This is a genomic window from Sphingomonas sp. FW306-05-A (genome assembly GCF_058782275.1).
On record NZ_JBYSXN010000004.1, the window covers coordinates 167,727 to 184,109 of the forward strand.

At 60.1% G+C, this 16,383-nt stretch carries 16 protein-coding genes and 1 pseudogene; 10 read left to right on the top strand and 7 right to left on the bottom strand.

Going from position 1 to position 16,383, the window contains the following annotated elements; all coding sequences use genetic code 11:
* Positions 1 to 8: 8 nt before the first annotated feature.
* Both AC3WJR_RS18700 and AC3WJR_RS18705 read right to left on the bottom strand, forming a co-directional pair.
* Positions 9 to 269, bottom strand: coding sequence for an Atu4866 domain-containing protein (locus AC3WJR_RS18700; protein ID WP_492726946.1), 261 nt, complete (start codon positions 267 to 269; stop codon positions 9 to 11).
* Positions 266 to 988 (bottom strand): SDR family oxidoreductase, encoded by a 723-nt coding sequence (locus AC3WJR_RS18705; RefSeq protein ID WP_492726948.1) that lies wholly within the window; start codon positions 986 to 988, stop codon positions 266 to 268. Before AC3WJR_RS18705 ends, AC3WJR_RS18700 begins: the two co-directional genes overlap by 4 nt.
* Positions 989 to 1,083: 95 nt before the next feature.
* Here AC3WJR_RS18705 and AC3WJR_RS18710 point away from each other — a divergent pair, with 95 nt between their 5' ends.
* Positions 1,084 to 1,980, top strand: a complete 897-nt coding sequence (locus AC3WJR_RS18710; protein WP_492726950.1) for a LysR family transcriptional regulator — start codon at positions 1,084 to 1,086, stop codon at positions 1,978 to 1,980.
* Between the two features lie 505 nt (positions 1,981 to 2,485).
* Here AC3WJR_RS18710 and AC3WJR_RS18715 read toward each other — a convergent pair.
* Positions 2,486 to 3,019, bottom strand: a pseudogene (locus AC3WJR_RS18715) (cupin domain-containing protein); the annotation flags it as partial.
* 74 nt (positions 3,020 to 3,093) lie between these two features.
* Here AC3WJR_RS18715 and AC3WJR_RS18720 point away from each other — a divergent pair.
* The 3 genes from AC3WJR_RS18720 to AC3WJR_RS18730 all read left to right on the top strand — a co-directional run bounded on the left by AC3WJR_RS18720 (position 3,094) and on the right by AC3WJR_RS18730 (position 5,587).
* Entirely contained in the window at positions 3,094 to 4,212 is a 1,119-nt protein-coding gene (locus AC3WJR_RS18720; protein WP_492726952.1) for a zinc-binding alcohol dehydrogenase family protein, read from the top strand.
* Positions 4,213 to 4,262: 50 nt separating this feature from the next.
* Complete coding sequence (locus AC3WJR_RS18725; protein WP_492726954.1) at positions 4,263 to 4,682, top strand: hypothetical protein; 420 nt, start codon at positions 4,263 to 4,265, stop codon at positions 4,680 to 4,682.
* 98 nt (positions 4,683 to 4,780) lie between these two features.
* Positions 4,781 to 5,587, top strand: coding sequence for an alpha/beta fold hydrolase (locus AC3WJR_RS18730; RefSeq protein WP_492726955.1), 807 nt, complete (start codon positions 4,781 to 4,783; stop codon positions 5,585 to 5,587).
* A 76-nt stretch (positions 5,588 to 5,663) separates the two neighbouring features.
* Here AC3WJR_RS18730 and AC3WJR_RS18735 read toward each other — a convergent pair whose 3' ends face one another.
* Both AC3WJR_RS18735 and AC3WJR_RS18740 read right to left on the bottom strand, forming a co-directional pair.
* Positions 5,664 to 6,071, bottom strand: a complete 408-nt coding sequence (locus tag AC3WJR_RS18735; RefSeq protein ID WP_492726957.1) for a VOC family protein — start codon at positions 6,069 to 6,071, stop codon at positions 5,664 to 5,666.
* 104 nt (positions 6,072 to 6,175) lie between these two features.
* Positions 6,176 to 7,156: an alpha/beta hydrolase gene (locus AC3WJR_RS18740; RefSeq protein WP_492726959.1), complete on the bottom strand. Its 981-nt coding sequence runs from the start codon at positions 7,154 to 7,156 to the stop codon at positions 6,176 to 6,178.
* Between the two features lie 63 nt (positions 7,157 to 7,219).
* Here AC3WJR_RS18740 and AC3WJR_RS18745 point away from each other — a divergent pair, with 63 nt between their 5' ends.
* Complete coding sequence (locus tag AC3WJR_RS18745) at positions 7,220 to 7,840, top strand: TetR/AcrR family transcriptional regulator (protein ID WP_492726961.1); 621 nt, start codon at positions 7,220 to 7,222, stop codon at positions 7,838 to 7,840.
* 323 nt (positions 7,841 to 8,163) lie between these two features.
* Here the strand turns inward: AC3WJR_RS18745 and AC3WJR_RS18750 are convergent, their stop codons facing one another.
* The gene (locus AC3WJR_RS18750; RefSeq protein WP_492726963.1) at positions 8,164 to 9,216 is read right to left on the bottom strand and encodes an insulinase family protein; all 1,053 of its coding nucleotides are present in this window, start codon (positions 9,214 to 9,216) and stop codon (positions 8,164 to 8,166) included.
* 117 nt (positions 9,217 to 9,333) lie between these two features.
* Between AC3WJR_RS18750 and AC3WJR_RS18755 the strand changes: the two genes are divergently transcribed.
* The 3 genes from AC3WJR_RS18755 (at position 9,334) to AC3WJR_RS18765 (ending at position 11,905) form a co-directional block, all read left to right on the top strand.
* Positions 9,334 to 9,621: a hypothetical protein gene (locus AC3WJR_RS18755; protein WP_492726965.1), complete on the top strand. Its 288-nt coding sequence runs from the start codon at positions 9,334 to 9,336 to the stop codon at positions 9,619 to 9,621.
* Between the two features lie 338 nt (positions 9,622 to 9,959).
* Complete coding sequence (locus AC3WJR_RS18760; protein WP_492726966.1) at positions 9,960 to 10,898, top strand: hypothetical protein; 939 nt, start codon at positions 9,960 to 9,962, stop codon at positions 10,896 to 10,898.
* Between the two features lie 290 nt (positions 10,899 to 11,188).
* Positions 11,189 to 11,905: a CPBP family intramembrane glutamic endopeptidase, BDIM_20840 family gene (locus tag AC3WJR_RS18765; protein ID WP_492726980.1), complete on the top strand. Its 717-nt coding sequence runs from the start codon at positions 11,189 to 11,191 to the stop codon at positions 11,903 to 11,905.
* A 130-nt stretch (positions 11,906 to 12,035) separates the two neighbouring features.
* Here the strand turns inward: AC3WJR_RS18765 and AC3WJR_RS18770 are convergent, their stop codons facing one another.
* Positions 12,036 to 13,307 carry a M1 family aminopeptidase gene (locus AC3WJR_RS18770; protein WP_492726967.1) on the bottom strand — a complete coding sequence of 424 codons (1,272 nt, stop codon included), beginning with the start codon at positions 13,305 to 13,307 and terminating at the stop codon, positions 12,036 to 12,038.
* Positions 13,308 to 14,431: 1,124 nt separating this feature from the next.
* On the opposite strand from AC3WJR_RS18770, the gene AC3WJR_RS18775 reads away from it, so the two are divergent.
* Together AC3WJR_RS18775 and AC3WJR_RS18780 are read left to right on the top strand one after the other, a co-directional pair.
* Entirely contained in the window at positions 14,432 to 14,872 is a 441-nt protein-coding gene (locus tag AC3WJR_RS18775; protein ID WP_492726969.1) for a hypothetical protein, read from the top strand.
* Positions 14,869 to 15,396: a DUF6438 domain-containing protein gene (locus AC3WJR_RS18780; RefSeq protein WP_492726971.1), complete on the top strand. Its 528-nt coding sequence runs from the start codon at positions 14,869 to 14,871 to the stop codon at positions 15,394 to 15,396. Before AC3WJR_RS18775 ends, AC3WJR_RS18780 begins: the two co-directional genes overlap by 4 nt.
* Positions 15,397 to 16,383 lie beyond the last annotated feature (987 nt).

The following is a 16,383-nucleotide window of genomic DNA, read 5'->3' on the forward strand; positions in this document are numbered from 1 at the left end:
TTACGGTGTCAGGAAGGCTCTGACGTCCTCATCAGAACCATCCCCGCGTGATGCAGAACATCAGGCGCTACGAAATCGCCATCGGCGGTGAAGCCGGTGTCGTCGACATAGTCGATATGGCTTCCGCTCACCCGGTAACGTCCCTGATAAGCGTGTTCGCGGCCATCCCGAGCCTCGTTGTAACGACCATCTGGACGCAGTTCGTGTCGAATGCCGCGATCGGCTGTGACCCACATGCCAACGTAGGGGTGGGGTGCCGCAATGGTCACGCCGGGTTGCCGACCGGGCGGACCACGATCTCGGTCGTATCGACGTCAGCCGGCTGCGTTATTGCATGAAGGATGGCGCGACCGATCGCCTCGGGCTTGAGTGCGACTGCGCGGAAGCTCGCCATCTCGCGACGTGCTGCTTCGTCCGAAATGCTGTCGGCCAGTTCGGACTCGACGACACCGGGGCAGACGCTGGTCACACGAATAAGGTCATTCTCCTGACGCAATCCGTCCGAGATCGCACGAACTGCGAACTTTGTCGCGCAGTAGACCGCGGCCGTGGGCGAGACCTGAAGACCGCCAATCGAGGCGATGTTGATGATGTGCCCTGAGCCCTGGTCGTTCATCGTCGGCAGCACTGCAGCGATACCCCACAAGACGCCTTTGATGTTGACGTCGACCATTCGCTCCCACTCGTCGACCTTCAGCGAGGCCATCGGTGACAGCGGCATGACCCCTGCATTGTTGATCAGCACGTCGATACGCCCGAACGTTTCAATCGCGTCCTGCGCGAAGGCCGCTACATCGGCGCGGTTGGTAACGTCGAGTTTAGACACGCGCGCGGTGCCGCCCCCGGCCGTGATCTCGGCCGCAAGGCGGTCAAGACGGTCGGTCCGTCGCGCACCAAGGACAACGGTCATGCCGGCCTCTGCCAATATACGGGCAGTGGCCTCGCCGATGCCGCTGCTTGCTCCAGTGATGAGTACGATCTTGTTCATGAGCTTCACCTTTCTTGCTGGAACACAAGATAGATGGGCGTTGAGCAGCCGACTATTGCGTCAATGCTGCATGGCTTGGTAAGCTTGGCTGTACAATGCGAATTGACCTGAACGCTCTTGCCACCCTAGCGGCAGTCGCACACGCCCGCAGCTTTCGCGTGGCAGCGGAGCAACTCGGCGTCACACGATCCGCCGTGAGCCAAGCTGTCCGCAAAGTGGAGGATGCGCTCGGTGTAGCGGTTCTGCGCCGGACAACGCGCAGTGTCACGCTGACCGAGGCAGGCGAAGCGCTGCTTGATCGGCTTGGGCCGGCGCTTGCCGAGATACACGCGGCAACAGAAGCGGCGTCGGACGGTCAGGGCCAGCCGACGGGTGTGCTGCGCCTTGCAGTGTCTTCTATCGCTGAAGACTTCCTGTCAGGCGACCTGCTTGCATCGTTTCGTGCAGCGCACCCCGGTGTCCGGCTCGATATTCTGGTGACCGATGAAGAGTTCGATATCGTCGAAAGCGGCTTCGACGCCGGCGTCCGGCTGGGCGAGGTGGTCGAGCACGATATGATCGCGGTCCCGGTCGGCGTCGATCAGCGCCAGATCGTCGTCGCCGCGCCGGCCTATCTGGCGGCAGCGGGGACGCCACTTCACCCACGCGATCTAACGCAGCACCTGTGTATTGGCTGGCGACCCTCCGCCGACGTTGCACCTTACCGTTGGGAATTCACCGAGGAAGGGCGTGAGTTCGCCGTCGCGGTCGACCCGGAAGTGACCACCAACGATATGAGATTGATGGTCGGGATGGCACTCGCGGGCGCCGGCCTGACGGTCGGTATGGCAGAGACGTTCGCGCCGTGGTTGAGGGATGGTCGGTTGTGCGCGGTGCTCGACCCGTTCTGTCCATCGCTGCCCGGATTTTTCCTGTTCTACCCAAACCGGCGCCATCTCGCACCCAAGCTGCGGGCGATGGTCGACCATGTGAAGGACTGGCGCAGACGCTGAGCCGCGAAAGCCATGTCGATGGCCTTATATTGCGCACGTTCCCAGGTTCGAACGTTTGGAATGTCGTCACTCCAACGCTGTAGCTAGGTGGCAATGGCTTTCGAAAACTCCCGCGGCGAATGTCCGAACGTCCGCTTGAACGCCGCACTGAAAGCGCTTTCGGATTCGTAGCCGACGCATGCGCCACGACCGCGATCGAGACCCGCCCTGTCGCAAGGTGATCCGCCGCTAACATCATGCGCCAACGCGTGAGGTAGTCCATCGCCGGCTCCCCGACGGTTTCCTTGAATCGCACTGCAAAGCTGGACCGCGACATCCCGCCTACGCGCGCCAGATCGGCCAGCGTCCAGCGCCGGGCGGGTTCGGCGTGCATCGCCGCGATCACCGCGCGCATCTGCTTGTCGCCGAGTGCGAACAGCCATCCCGTGCTGTGCGGTGACCGTTCGGCAAGGTGAAGCCGCAGCGCTTCGATCAGCAGCGTTTGTGCCAGATGCCCCGCCATCAGCGTGCCCCCTGGCTGGGGATCACGCAGTTCGCGCATCATCCGTTCGATCAACCAGCCCAGCGCCTCGCGTGTCGCTTCGGCGCGAATATGAACGATGGGCGGCAGGATGCCGAGGAGTAGCTCGGTGTGCAGTCCGGCGAAGTCGAAAAAGCCGCCAACCCCTAAGCAGTCACCCCCACCGTTGAGCACACCGGTCTCGCCGGCAGGGAAGGATGTAAAGAACTCAAAGGCGCTCGTCACCTCTGCATCGGGTGCACTGAAGAGTCGGAACGCCGACCGCCCAGCCAGCAGGATGAAGTCGCCGGGGTGAAGCGCCATTGCCTCGGGCTCGCCCTCCAACTTGATCCAGCATATGCCCGAATGAATGGCGTAGCACTTCAAGCCCTCGGTCGCTGGGTAAGCGAGCGCCCACTTGCCGCCCGCATTCAGTCTGCGAAAGCCGTAACTGTTCGGCTTCATCAGCCCCAGCACATCCGATAACGGGTCCATCAACACTCCTGGACGCTGACGACGATTTCGCGGACGTACCAGCATGGGAAGTCCAAGGCCATCCGCCTATCTCCCCCATCAGCGGCATGCCGATGCACGGTCGCCGCTGGAGGTTCCCGATGACCGACAACACTGCTCTTTGGCTCCGGTCGAAGCGTTCGCCGTTCACGATCGCGCCCGCACCATTCCCACAGGCACAAGCGGGGGAGCTCGTCATCCGCATCCGTGCGATTGCGGTAAATCCTTTCGACCGGCTGATTCAGAGCTCGGGTGACCTGATGACCCCATTTCTCAGCTATCCAGCAGTGCTTGGTACTGACGTCGCCGGCGAGGTGATAGCGGTCGGCAAAGGCGTGACGCGTTTTGCTGCCGGCGATCGTGTGCTCGGCTTTGCCTCCGGTACAGACAAGACGCGCAACCGCGCTGCAGAAGGAGCTTTCCAAGCCTATGTGGTCCTGCTCGAACACATGACCTCGCCACTTCCTGATGCGCTGTCGTTCGAGAACGCCGCAGTGCTGCCGCTAGGCATCTCGACGGCTGCCTGTGGTCTGTTCCAGGCCGACTATCTGGCTATGAACCCGCCCTCGTCCAAGCCGGCACCCAGCGGGCAGACCTTGCTCGTCTGGGGAGGCTCGACCAGTGTCGGCGTCAACGCGGTCCAACTTGCCATCGCGGCCGGGTACGACGTCGTCGCGACCGCGTCCCCGCGCAACCACACCCTACTAAAACGACTGGGGGCGACGGTGGTATGCGATTATCGCAGTCCGACCGTCGTGGCCGACCTGATCACTGCTCTGCGCGGCCACACAATAGCCGGCGCGCTTGCGATCGGGGCTGGCTCCGCCAAGCCCTGCATCGATGTTGTCGGCGCGTGTGAAGGCAACCGGTTCGTCGCCATGGCGACGCCGCCCGCATCGTTCGATGACGTGCCGGCGGGACGCGGTCACTGGCGCCATCTGGCGCCCGCGATGGCGGGCACCGTGATGGGAAACATCTCGCTCGCGCTCCGCGCATGGCGAAAGAACGTTACGACCAAGATGATCTGGGGCAGCACGCTGATCGCCAACGATGTCGGCCCGATGATCTTCGAGGCCTTTCTTCCCGACGCGCTGGCAGACGGGCGTTACGAGGCTGCACCCAAGGCAGAGGTTGCCGGGCACGGGCTGATTGCGATCCCTGCCGCGCTAGAGCGGCAGCGCCGTGGTGTATCGGCCGCCAAGCTCGTGGTGACGTTGTAATTCCGCCGTCCCTTACTCGTAGCTCCAGCTCCAGCTCATCGGAGGCAAATATGTCCATCGTCAGTATCACCCGGTTTCGCTTGCGCGGGCTCCGGTATCTTCCCTTCTTCATGATCCATGCGCAGCGATCCCTGATGCAGATTCGCCAGGCTGATGGGTACCTCGCTGGCGCCGTCCGTCGTGATCGGAATCTAGCCTACTGGACCGCGAGCGTATGGCGCGACGAGAGCGCGTTGCTGGCCTATGTGACCGGCGGCGACCACCGAACCGCGATGCCGAAGCTTGCCGATTGGGGTGACGAGGCAAGCACCGTGCGATGGGATCAGGACGGGTTCGACCTGCCGGACTGGTCTGTCGCCATCGAAAGCATGCAGCGGGAGGGACGGGCTTTGCCGCTTCGGCATCCGGCACCCACCCATGCGACGGTAAGCTTTGCGGAGAGTCGGTCCTTCCAGACATCGCGCATCTGAGATGACGTCACGTCGCGCGCTTCGGTGTCGCGCGACGTTACCGCGTAATCGGGTCGCCGTTGCGGTGGTGATCCACTCGGCAAGATCGGAGATTTGCCATGCTTATCAATATTGAGGCCGTGGGCGCGATCAATGTCGCCACGACAGCCAAGCGTGATGGATCGCCCTTGCTCCTGCTCCATCCGGTCGGTCTGGACCTGAGCTGGTGGGGCCCGCAGTTCGAAGCGTTCGGACGTGATCGCCAGGTCATCTCGTTCGATATGCCGGGGCATGGTCAGTCGGACGGCCTCTTATCTCCGCCCAGTTTCGAAATCATGGCACAGGCTGCAGCGAGCATTATCAAGACCGTTGCAGGTCGTCCCGTCGATGTGGTCGGCGTCTCAGTCGGGGGCATGATCGCTCAGACGCTGGCCCTTCGTCGCCCCGATCTGGTCCGCTCGCTCAGCCTTGTCGCGACGCTCTGCACCTTCTCCGACCAGGTTCGATACCCGCTACGAGAGCGCGCCCGCATCGCACGCCACGAAGGCATGGCGCGGATCGCTGATCTTTCGAACGAACGATGGTTCACCCCCGCGTTTCGCGCGCGGCGACCGGACATGATGGAACGCACCCGGCGCAGCCTGTTGCAGCAGTCAGGCGAGTTTCATGCCGCCATGTGGGAGATGATTTCCGGGCTAGATCTCGAGGCACAGATCCCGGCGATCTCATGCCCGACGCTGGTCGTCACCGGCACAGCGGACGGGAATGCGCCCCCGGCCGCGGCAGAGACGATTGTTAAGGCGATCCCCGGCGCAACACTGTATATGATGCCGGAGGTTGGTCATTTTCCACCTTTCGAGGTACCCGACGCGTTCAATGACGTCCTGGCCGACTTCTTCCGCGGCGTTGACACTCGTCACTGTTAAACGGGCGAGGAGCGGGGAACACGGCCAATCCGCTGCTCGTAGTCGACCAACTGTCTACTCTGCGTAAGATGATCTGTCAGATCTGAGAGGCTGGTGTGCCGGCTCGTAGAGGTGCAAAAATGTGCCTCTCGACGAGCTCGGGCGTCCACTGGACATATTCTACGACACTACCGTCGGCATGCTGGATATACATCATGCGACCGGTTGGAACGTCTTCGACATCGCGCATCACGGCCGCACCGAGAGCGAGAAGCTTGCTTTTGGTATCGTCGATATCTTCGACGATCCAAGGCCCTAGGCTGCCGCGGATCGGTTCCAGCGCTTCTTCAGTTCCACCTACTGCTAGCACGTCACCGATCCCGACGAGCGTCCATGGGGCGAACTCGACCCTGAGATGGGGCTCCGTGCCGTGGACTGCTTTGAGCGTGGCCACGGTGGATTCGAGGTCCGTTGTAAAGATGCGAGTGTAGGTCTTGAAGATCATAACATGAACTTTCCGCTGTTGCCGAGTGTATTACAGGCGGCAAATCCGCCGTTGAGGCGCACGGTGCCTCCGTCGAAGGAGTGAGTGACCGTCTTCGGGGTAGGTCAGCAAGCCGCCGACTGCTCCCGCATCGCCGTCAGAAACTGCGCGATCCCCCGGTTACCCGCGGCAGCCAGATCCCCGTCGAACGAGTTGAAACCGTGCGTTCCGCCGGGATAGATCGCCAGCTCCGCGGTGTTACCAGCCGCCTGCCAGCGCATGTGCATGAACAAGCTATCGTCCAGCAGCGGATCAACCGATCCGACGCTAAACAGCGCCGGGGGCAGCGCCTGCAGGTTCGCGTAGAGCGGCGAAATTGCAGGACTCTTCAGATCCTCGCTGCCCGCGAACGCCCCCGTGAACTGTCGCATCGCCTCCAGGCTGACGAACGGCGCGCCTTGTGCCTGAAACACGCTGGGGGTGAGCGAAAGATCGAAGCAGCCGAACAGCAGGCTTGCCGCTTTGAAGGCACCGCCCTTGCCTGCGTCACGAAGCCGGATCAGCGTCAGCGCGGCGAGGTTCGAGCCGGCAGACTCGCCGCCGATTGACAGCCATGACGTACCGAACTCCCGCTCGGCATGATCGATCAGCCACGACGCTACGGCGACACAATCCTCGATGGCCGCGGGTGCAGAATGCTCGGGGGCAAGATGATAATCGAGGCTGACTGCGACCATCCCCGCCTCGTGGCCGAAATATTCGAGTTGCTCGTCCCAGGTATCGTTGCTGCCGGCGATCCATCCGCCGCCATGAACGTGAAGATACACCCCCCGCACTTGGTCGGGGACGAAGATGCGCAGGGCGATGGGGCCGGCAGGTCCATCGATCGTCATCGTCCGGGCGCGTGGCGATTTTGGCGAGGTCGGCAGGCCGAGCTCGCCGCGCACATAGGCCTCACGCATTGCGGGCAGCCCGTCGGGCGGTGTTAATGCCGCGAGCGTCTCTGCAAGCGCCGCGGTCACGGCTTGGGTCGAGGCGAAAATTGCTTGCGGGTCCATCAGCGATGCCACGGAACGATCGGCGGTTACGATAAAAGGATTGTCCACGGCTTCGAGCTCCATATATCACAACGATTGGTGTTGTAATAAGCTCGCAGGATATAAATCACAATGGTTGATGTGGAAAAAAGGCGTGCACGAGGTCGTCCCCCTGCGTTCGACCGTGAGACGGTACTCGAGCGGGCGATGCAGGTTTTCTGGACGGCGGGCTATGACAGTGCCTCGATACCGATGCTGACCGAGGCAATGGGGATTTCGGCGCAGAGCCTTTATGCCGCGTTCGGATCGAAGGAGGCGTTGTACCGGGAGGCGATCGGCTTCTACGGCACCACCATCGGAGGTTATGCGGCGCGCGCGCTGAAGAACGCAGACGCGGTCGATGCTGTTGTCCAGCTGCTGCGTGAGTCGGCGCAGGTGTTCGGCCGGACCACCGGAACGCCGGGCTGCATGATTACGACCACTCCTGCGGATGTTACCACCAATCCACTCGCTCTGCTGGGCCGAGAGTTGCGCGCCGCCAGCGTGCAGATGGTCGAGGCTCGGTTAGGCCGCGGGATCGCTGAAGGGCAGGTAACAGAAGGCAGCGATGTACAAGGGTGGGCGCGTTACATCGGCAGCGTTGTGCAGGGAATGTCGATCCAGGCCCGAGACGGCGCCAGCGGCACGGATTTGATGGCGGTAGCCCGGATCGCGTCCGAGGCGATCGCGACGTTGCGCTCGCCAAGCTCATAGGCAGCGTTAGCGTGAGACACTTAACCTGCACGATCGCACTGGCGCGGACGCCCCCGTCGGAAAACACACGATAGTCGCCGATCGGGGTTGGCGACGGCGTTTTGCGACGATCGAAAGGCTGCCGCCCGGAATCACCTGTTTGTCGCACCACCGTGTTTACGACTGAGTTTTCCATACATTCGGCCGCCAAACGGCGACAATTGGTTGGAAAGCGGACTGGGGCTTTCGGGAAGGTGGATGGCGATAGTCGACCTCGGGCAGCTGCCGCCTTTCTAAAAAAGGATGGTGAAACGAGAGGCATAAACGCAAGCGGATTACCGACTCTATCGGCGCACTTTGCAGACGGCTGGTTGAGTAGCTTGATCTGCCACCGTCCGGATTGCAAAGGCGGGCTCAGCGATCCCCGCCATTTCAGGTGCCTCAACGCGTAAATGCTGCTCATCAGGCCGCCACTGTCGTTTGAACCACCGGCTCCCAGTTTTCGCATTGATTGTGGGCAGGAAGGAGCGCGCATATCGCATCAGCTGATCGGGGGGGATCAAATCCGTGCCGGCCGCAATCGCATGTGACAGGTCTTTAGCCAGCTCGACGTTTGTCGCCGCACCCATTGTGTCTGCGCGTTGTTGAAGGTCGCGCAGTATCTCTTGCTTCGCAGCTTCCCATTCGCCGTTCGAAAAATCGGTGGTGCGCAGATCGCACGTCATCCGCCACAGACCCTCAACGGCGGGTTGCCACCGATCGACCGCAAAATTGTCCCACAACATGAATAGTCGGTGGCCTTGTTCCCCATTTTCGATGAACATCCCGACCTTGCCAAGTGGGCTATCTGGCTGGTCGTGGACTAGGCGATTGCTGACGGCGCGGGCTACCAGCATGTCCCTCAGCATTCCGTCCGCTTGCCGACGAGGCGAACCCAACGAGTGGGATGTCGGCATTACCACAGTTACCATTGCAACCCTCCGCCCCTGCTGAAGCGCCGAAAAGCTGATTGGTGCGATCCGATCGGACCGGAACCCGGCAACCTGCGCGTGCTTGAGCCTGACGCCCTTCCAGTCTCCAAACCGGCTCTGGATCAGCGTCGTTGCCTTGGTTGGATCCACGTTTCCTACCACGACGATCATCATGTTCGCTGGTTGATATAGTCGGTTGTAGAGGTGACGAATGGTGTCGATGGTCGCCGTAGGCACATCGTCAGAGTTCTGGGCGTCTATCACATCAGTGGGTGACCCGGGGGCGACAGCCGAAATGTAGCTCGCGTAGATGTCATTGCCGAGCTTTCGGCCAGCCATTTCCTGAACGATTTGGGCGCGACCTTCGTCGACGGCATCAGACCGAAGGGTCAGATCGGTCGTAACCTCTCGTAAAAGGCCCAGCATCGTGTCGAGGTCTGCGAGGTTGTTTGTGATGGTAGAGAAGAATTAATTCGTTTCTCGCCACGATGTCGTTCCAGCTGAGGGCGCTGCCAACGTCACTTTGGGACCGACATGTAGAAGGTGATGCAGATCATCAGGCGCGCCGGTGGTCGGACTCAGAAAAGCGAGGTGTTCTATAAGATGCGTCAGGCCACGCTCTCCAGGCCGCCGCTCTTCAATAAAGCCGCCTTCATTTCGCATAAGCAGCCCCAATCCTGGTTCATGGCCGCCTCGGGGGAGAATAGCGAACCGAACACCGTTTTTCAGGCGACCGCTGACGACAGGTTGCCGGTCACTGCTACGGGCAGCTGCTTTTTTAGTCTCTCCAACCGCGGCCCCGGAAGCTTTTGGCAGATCCCCCGCGTGTAATGCCGAGGCGCTGACAGACAATATAAACACGGTCAGACGCGATGAGAGTCGGTCAAAGCATCGCATGCAGGTTGATCCCTCTTCCAGCTTGTCGCTACCGACCGTTTTATCGCAGCAGACGGCGTAGTGATGATAGAGGTTTGCGGCCAGAAGGTGACCGCCGTTCGGACGGTACGCGACATGAAGCGCCTGCCCTCTTTTTCACACAGAAATGGCGATTCAGACCCTCGGAAATATGCAAGCAGCACAGATTTATCGTCTGCAAACCTCACAATCTTATCGGGCCACCGAAATGACATGATCGCCCGCTTTGTTGTGACCGTACCAGGGAGGTCGTGATGACGAAGCGAGTAATGGCAATTACGTCCACCCTCATGCTGATAGGATCAGCAAGTGCGCCAAACGAGCGAGTGGTTTCCGGTGACGGCATCGTTGACGTGCAATTGAATGGGAAGCCTGCTCGCCTGCGCATCGATCCCGCGGCCCCCGGCATGCCGTTAATGGCGGATGCAACGGCACAGGAGCGTGGGTTCAAAATGAGCGGCTCTTTGGGGATCGGTTTCGGCTTTCGGATCGGGCCTACTACCGTAATGTCGAAGACACAGGTTGTACGTGTCGGCTACGGTATCAAATCAGAAAAACAGCGGGTTGGCTGGACGCAACGCCCTTTCGCGGTTGCAGCTGAGGGTTCAATCGGTCCAGGCGGCTTGCCGGAATCTATCATCCGCTTCGTGCTACGGGCCGCACGGCCAGGCGAGCGAACCATCACCATTCAAATGGAAAAGCTTGGTTTTCCAATGACGCTCTTTGGCGCAGGCTGGATCGCCTCCTCAGGGATCGTGAATGTTAACGGCGCACCGATGCGCGTCCGCTTCGACCCCTATCATCCCAGAACGTTGGCGACCGCCGGTGCAGCAGTGCGGCTCTCTAAGATCTATGGAGGCGCGCTGTCAGGACCGGCAGTCCCGACTGAAATCTTTTTCGGAGTCGAACGTCCGGTGCGCGACCTGACGCTTAAACAACCCTTTGTGCTCGGCCCACTTTCAATAGATCGTTTAGGTGCTCGTACCGGGGACTTTGGCACTACCGTCGCTATCCGCGATGCCAATGCGCCTGCGGTCATAACTGATCCTGATGAAATTCTCGTCATCGCTAAAGGCAAACCACGCGACATTCGCAATGATACGATATCACTGGGCGCTGACCAGTTGCAGCATTGTTCATCAATCGTCTTCGACAAGAAGGCACAGGCTATTCGGCTAACTTGTAGCGTATAACCATTTATGATCTGGAAGTGGGGAATGCGTGTTAGATGGAAGCAGAGATAGCTATTGCCCTAGGCGCATCGGAAACTTTTCCACCAGTTGCTACGGCCAACCCGCCGATGTTCAATAATACTCATGCATTCTCCAATGGGCTCGAAAAACGAGAACGGACAATATTTTTCGAAACCACTGCTGAGCATATCGAAGATCAGTCGGCTAGATGGGCGAGGTGGCTTGGTGCCGCGCCGTCCCGTATCGTGACGGCATGAACATCGGCCAACTTGACGCCACGATCCGGGCGGGTGCTGTCGGCACGATCCTCTTGCTGGCATGGCTCCTGTTTGGCGCGCGTCGGCGGGTTGGTCTTGGGATGCATGGACCGGAAACGCTTCTCTGCGCGCTGGCTCCTGATCGCGGCGCTGCTGGTGACGATCAACGATGCGCTCCTTACCCGCGCCTACGGATCGCTGCCTGATCTGATCGGCGGGGAGTGGAACTGGCAAGGCAAGGTTCTGGCACTGGCCGCCACCCTCGCTATCGCCGCGTCGTCGGCATTCGGCTTCCGCCGTGTGGGTCTGACGATCGCGCTAGAACCGGGAAGCCTGAAGGCCGCGTTACCAATCGCGGCGCTCTACTGTGCCTTCTTCGTCGTGATCGCATTGGCCTTCCCGAACGACCGATCCAGTGGGGAGGAAATTGCTTTCCAGTTGACCATGCCGGGTCTGGAGGAGGAACCCTTCTACCGGGGCATCCTCCTGTTCGCGCTCGATCAGGCGTTCACCGGCAGAAAGCGTTTCCTCGGGGTCGATTGGGGCTGGGGTGCCGTGCTGGTATGCTTCCTCTTCGGGATGGCGCACGCCTTCGGTTTTTCGCACGGCAGCTTCTCATTTGACCCTATGACGATGGCACTGACGGCGATCCCATCATTCATCGCCGTCTGGCTTCGCCTGCGGACGGGGAGCCTCCTCCTGCCGGTCCTGCTGCACAATTTCGGCAACTCGTTTTCGCTCCTGGCCTAGCAGCGCCTTTCCCATTGGGATGGTGAAATGGGAAATAAAAACCCTTCCCATAACTGAGGTCCTATCGTCATCTGAGAGACGGTTGGCTTTGCTATGCGTGAAAGAAGTGCCCGCTCGGCTATCGCTGCGATCAACTGGACAGGTCATCCCCGAACACCCATTCGGCGAACAGCGGGCGTAGGTCTCGTCCGCTCGACGCTTCCATCGCCCGCTCCAGATCAACGCTGGTAACCGCGCCGCCCGCGTGGTCGCGGGTGTAGCGACGTAAACCTGTCCAGAAAGCGTCTTCTCCGAGAAAGGCCCGCAAATGCGCCATGAACAGCGCGCCCTTGCTGTAATGGATCGCCCGCCGGACGCTCAAGGTCGGGTAGGTGCCATCCCAAGCCAGCGGCTTGTCGAAGCCCGCCGCCTGTACCCTTTCGACCCGGCGTCTCGCAACGTCGAGTTCGGCTTCGTAGGCGGCACGACCGTAACGATGCTCCTTCCACGCAGCCGTCATGAAGGTTGTGATACCCTCGTTCAGCCAGAAGTCCTTGAGCGTCTCGCAGGTGATGAGATTGCCCCACCATTGATGGGCAAGCTCATGCACGATCGCCCAGTCCTGCGAGGGGTCATCCGGCTTCGTCGGCAAGGCCGCGACACCCAGAACCGAGTAGGTCGCCGCTTCCTGCGCCCCGTCGCCCTCGACCAGAAGCTGGCTGTATTCGGCGACGGGAAGCGACACGCCGGCCTTGCCAGAGAGAAAAGCGACCATGTCCCTCGTCCCTGCAAAGCGTCGCCTCAGTTCGTCTGCGGCAGCAACGTCGCTCAGATAGATGAGCCTGCGCGGCCCCGACGCTTCGCTGACCCGCGTGAGTGGTCCCACAGCAAATCCGTACAGGTAGGCTGAATAGGATCGGCGCGCCCGCCAGCGATGTATTTCGCTGTCGCCCGGTCCCCGCCGCTTCGCGATCATGTTGCCGACCGAGAGGCTGGTCATCCCGGCCGGAACGGTCAAATCGAGCGAGAAGGCCGCCTTCTCGCCGAACTTGTTCTGCGAACAGACCATCCAATCGCACGCAAAATAGCTGGTGTAGAGAGTAGTCGCCGAGCCGGCGAAGCCGCGTGCGGGGCGGCCGTGATACAATACCTGGAGCGACACGCTGCGTCCGCGGCGGAGTGGCCGGGGCAGATCGAAGCCAAGCACATTGCCCTGCACGTTTTGGACAAGTGACACGCCATCGAGGCTGGCACTGTCGATGGTAAGGGCATTGGCGGAGAAGCTCAGCCGCTGGACGCCATCCATGGTCGCGCGCAACGTGATCGTCTCTTGACCAGCTATCGTCTTGGCCAAGATGTTAGGAGCAAGTGCTAGGCTGTATCTCGTCACCTCGAAGCCATCGCCTGGCGTGGCGGTGGTCACCGGGACTCCCGGCGATGCTGGGGATGCCCCGACCAACAATGGCGCCATCAACATCCCACGCTTCATCGGGAACCTTAGTATAATTCAGCTATGAGCCGGTTCCGAGGCGTAGCGATGATGGTCGAGACTGACGACGGTTAATTGACCGCAACGCTCAATCTCAGATTGGGGGCGGCGCGGCAATCTCAACCTCTCGATCGGAAACGGCTTGGGCATTCCCGTTGGGATGATGAAACGGGAATGTCCGGTCGTGGTGGAGGCTGTGTGAAAACTTTTCGTCGCAGACGAAACGAGCAAAATCGGAACCATGATCATGCCTGTCGCGCAAGGTTTGAAGAAGTCGAAGGCCAATATTGAATTATTGTTGCCGCGACTGCGCCGGTTTTCGTGTTTCCACACAGAGTTGGTGGGGAGCCGACTTACCGCTTTCGGGTTTGAGATGGTGAAAGCCGCCATAGCTCAGACAAGTTGCGCATGCTGTTCCGCATCGATAGCTTCTGAACCAGAGGCTAGTCTTGATGAAAATCCGTGCGGCAGTGGCATTAACAGCGATCAGCGCAGCCCTTTCCGGGTGCACATCAAATTCAGAAGAGGCTCTGACTCGTGAGGTAAGCGGCATTGTGCGTGTCGGAATGAGCCGCAACTTGGCTAAAGAGCGCCTCCAATCTCAAGGGTTTAATTGTTTCGATACTGAATGCTCCCGGACGCGGACCTATTATCTGGTTTCGACTTGCATCCAGCGAATATATTTGACGCTGTCTGATCAAAAGCAAGTAGTTAGCCGTATCGAAGTGACCAAGCCATCATGTGCCGGATTGTAACGGCTCGGCTTGGCATTGCCAACGGCCGCTTTGAAGATTGCACCTTCAACCAGCGAACGGCGACTTCTGGGCGGGAGTAGAACGGCAGCTTCGCAGCAAAAGACCCATTCCCGGACATTCACGTGCCCTTCCCCGCTTACCACCTTCAGACACTCATTCATTTCCAAGCGAGAGTGGTGCCACTGGCAGTCCCCTGCCCGACGGCACACCGGCTCTCTTGAAAACCGTGAAAATGGTTGCTTAGCCCGCCGTTCAGGTTCCCCCTCTTAACCAGAGGACGACCAGCATTTGTGAGGAAAAAGCATGAAAACTAATAAGGCCTTACGGGTAACGCTTGCCCTCGCTTCAGCTGGATTGGTCGCTAGCGCCGCCGTCGCCAGCGTGGATACCTCGCGCAAACCTGGCGGCGTCTACTTTCTGAAGCCGGGGATTTACGTCGAAAAGGGGGCATCTTGCCATGAGCCGGCGAACGTCTCAATCCGACAGTATGACGGCAAGGGCATCAGCACCGCCCACACTCGATCATGCATTGCTCGGGTACTATCGCGGCGGGGAAACACCTATGACGTGAGTCAGTCATGCATCGATGCGGGCGCAGGTCCCGCCCCGCGCATCGTCGAAAAGCAGACGGTCGCCGTCCAGGACGCACTGACGTTCTTTCTCGGGCGTGGACGCAATGCCGCGACCTATCGCTACTGCCCAATTGGGGAGCTGCCGCTCGATTTAAGAAGGCAGGCGCAATGAAATCGGTAATAAAGCTCGCCTGCGCGGTTTTGTGGCTTTCGGCGCTGGGAGGATGCGCGGAAACCACGGCGCTGCCCGTCCTCGGACAGTCGGCTAAGGACATCAAGGAGACGATCGCATGGTCCGTCGGACCGTGCTTCGGTTTCTGCCCCGTTTATAAGGTGGAGGTCGACGGCAACGGCGCCGTGAGGTTCGTCGGCGAGCGGCATACGGCGGTCTTGGGTAAGAAAGTCCACGAAGGCGGTCCGGACGCCTACCGTGCGATTGAAACCGCGCTGGCACCATATCGCCCCGGCACCGGGGCGACGATCAACACGATCTGCGAACAACAGATCTCGGACAGTTCGAGCTACGTCCTCACCTGGACCAGATCTGACGGCACGGTCACCACGCTTAAGCACGACAGGGGCTGTCTCTCGTCGCGAAACACCGCGCTCAACACGGCGCTTCAGACGCTTCCTCAACAGCCTGGCATCGAAGAATGGACGTCACAGGTCACCAGACCAGGAGAGACCCGCGGCTGATCGCCAGCCGCAAAAACGGTTTGCTTGGGGGGCGAAACTATCGAGCCGCAGAAGGCTAGCAAGACCCATAAGTCGCCATTGAGCGGGCCCTATCCGCCGCTCAAAACCCGCCGTTCATTCACAATACGATTTCAATTTGTACCGTCCATGTTTGACCCGTTGGTCTTCTGCGATAGTTGCCGGTCGGCTTTCAGGCGTCATGCCCGGCTGGCGCCATGGGAACGGCGATAAGTGGTGGTGAGCGGCCCGGCAGCTTTTGGTAACGCATTTGTCATTAGCGGACGTTGCGGCAGGGGGTTAGCCTACGCTCTGATCAAAGTCGAGGCGATGTACATGCGATACGCGATTTGTGCTTTTGCTTTCGCTACTCTGGGATCAACCTCTGCCTATGGGCAAGATCAGATCGGTGAGCGTTGCAGCGGAACGGAAACTATACAGGTCGGCGCGGGGGCGCCAAAAGTCGTTCCCTATGCCCTGACATTGAGTGTCGACTTGGCGGCGGGATACTATTGTTATGCACAGTGCAAACCCGAGCAGACATACGCAATTAGTGACCGCGCATCTGATCCGATAAAGCTTGCAGACGTTAGAGGAAGCCAGTCTCGATTGATGACCTTCGATCGCAAAACGGCAATCCTCATCGACCATCAAAACATTCGACTTCTTGGGAACACCAAACGGAGTGCTAAAGCCACGTGTCGAGCGGCTGCATTTCACAAGCCAACGCCGCTGCCCGGCGACTGAACGCTGGTGATTACATCCTGAACGACCGACCGCTTTTGAGCGGTGCCTTGGGGCGCTTAAACGGCGATAAATGGGCGATTCCGGTCCGTCCGCTTTGACCCCTGAAAGCTGCCAGTCGGCTTTCAGGAACGGTTGGTACACCAGGAGCGTCTGAACGTCCCAAACTGGTGGAGGCTGTGTGAGAACGTCGATCTCTTATCGATGGCGTTAACGCGCGCGAGCACAGCGCTCACCTCCTCATTG

Bases quoted from the DNA above. Each gene is read 5' to 3' on its own strand.
- AC3WJR_RS18705 (WP_492726948.1), bottom strand. From the start codon at position 988: ATGAACAAGATCGTACTCATCACTGGAGCAAGCAGCGGCATCGGCGAG.
- AC3WJR_RS18710 (WP_492726950.1), top strand. From the start codon at position 1,084: ATGCGAATTGACCTGAACGCTCTTGCCACCCTAGCGGCAGTCGCACAC.
- AC3WJR_RS18720 (WP_492726952.1), top strand. From the start codon at position 3,094: ATGACCGACAACACTGCTCTTTGGCTCCGGTCGAAGCGTTCGCCGTTC.
- AC3WJR_RS18725 (WP_492726954.1), top strand. From the start codon at position 4,263: ATGTCCATCGTCAGTATCACCCGGTTTCGCTTGCGCGGGCTCCGGTAT.
- AC3WJR_RS18730 (WP_492726955.1), top strand. From the start codon at position 4,781: ATGCTTATCAATATTGAGGCCGTGGGCGCGATCAATGTCGCCACGACA.
- AC3WJR_RS18735 (WP_492726957.1), bottom strand. From the start codon at position 6,071: ATGATCTTCAAGACCTACACTCGCATCTTTACAACGGACCTCGAATCC.
- AC3WJR_RS18745 (WP_492726961.1), top strand. From the start codon at position 7,220: ATGGTTGATGTGGAAAAAAGGCGTGCACGAGGTCGTCCCCCTGCGTTC.
- AC3WJR_RS18750 (WP_492726963.1), bottom strand. From the start codon at position 9,216: ATGCTGGGCCTTTTACGAGAGGTTACGACCGATCTGACCCTTCGGTCT.
- AC3WJR_RS18760 (WP_492726966.1), top strand. From the start codon at position 9,960: ATGACGAAGCGAGTAATGGCAATTACGTCCACCCTCATGCTGATAGGA.
- AC3WJR_RS18775 (WP_492726969.1), top strand. From the start codon at position 14,432: ATGAAAACTAATAAGGCCTTACGGGTAACGCTTGCCCTCGCTTCAGCT.
- AC3WJR_RS18780 (WP_492726971.1), top strand. From the start codon at position 14,869: ATGAAATCGGTAATAAAGCTCGCCTGCGCGGTTTTGTGGCTTTCGGCG.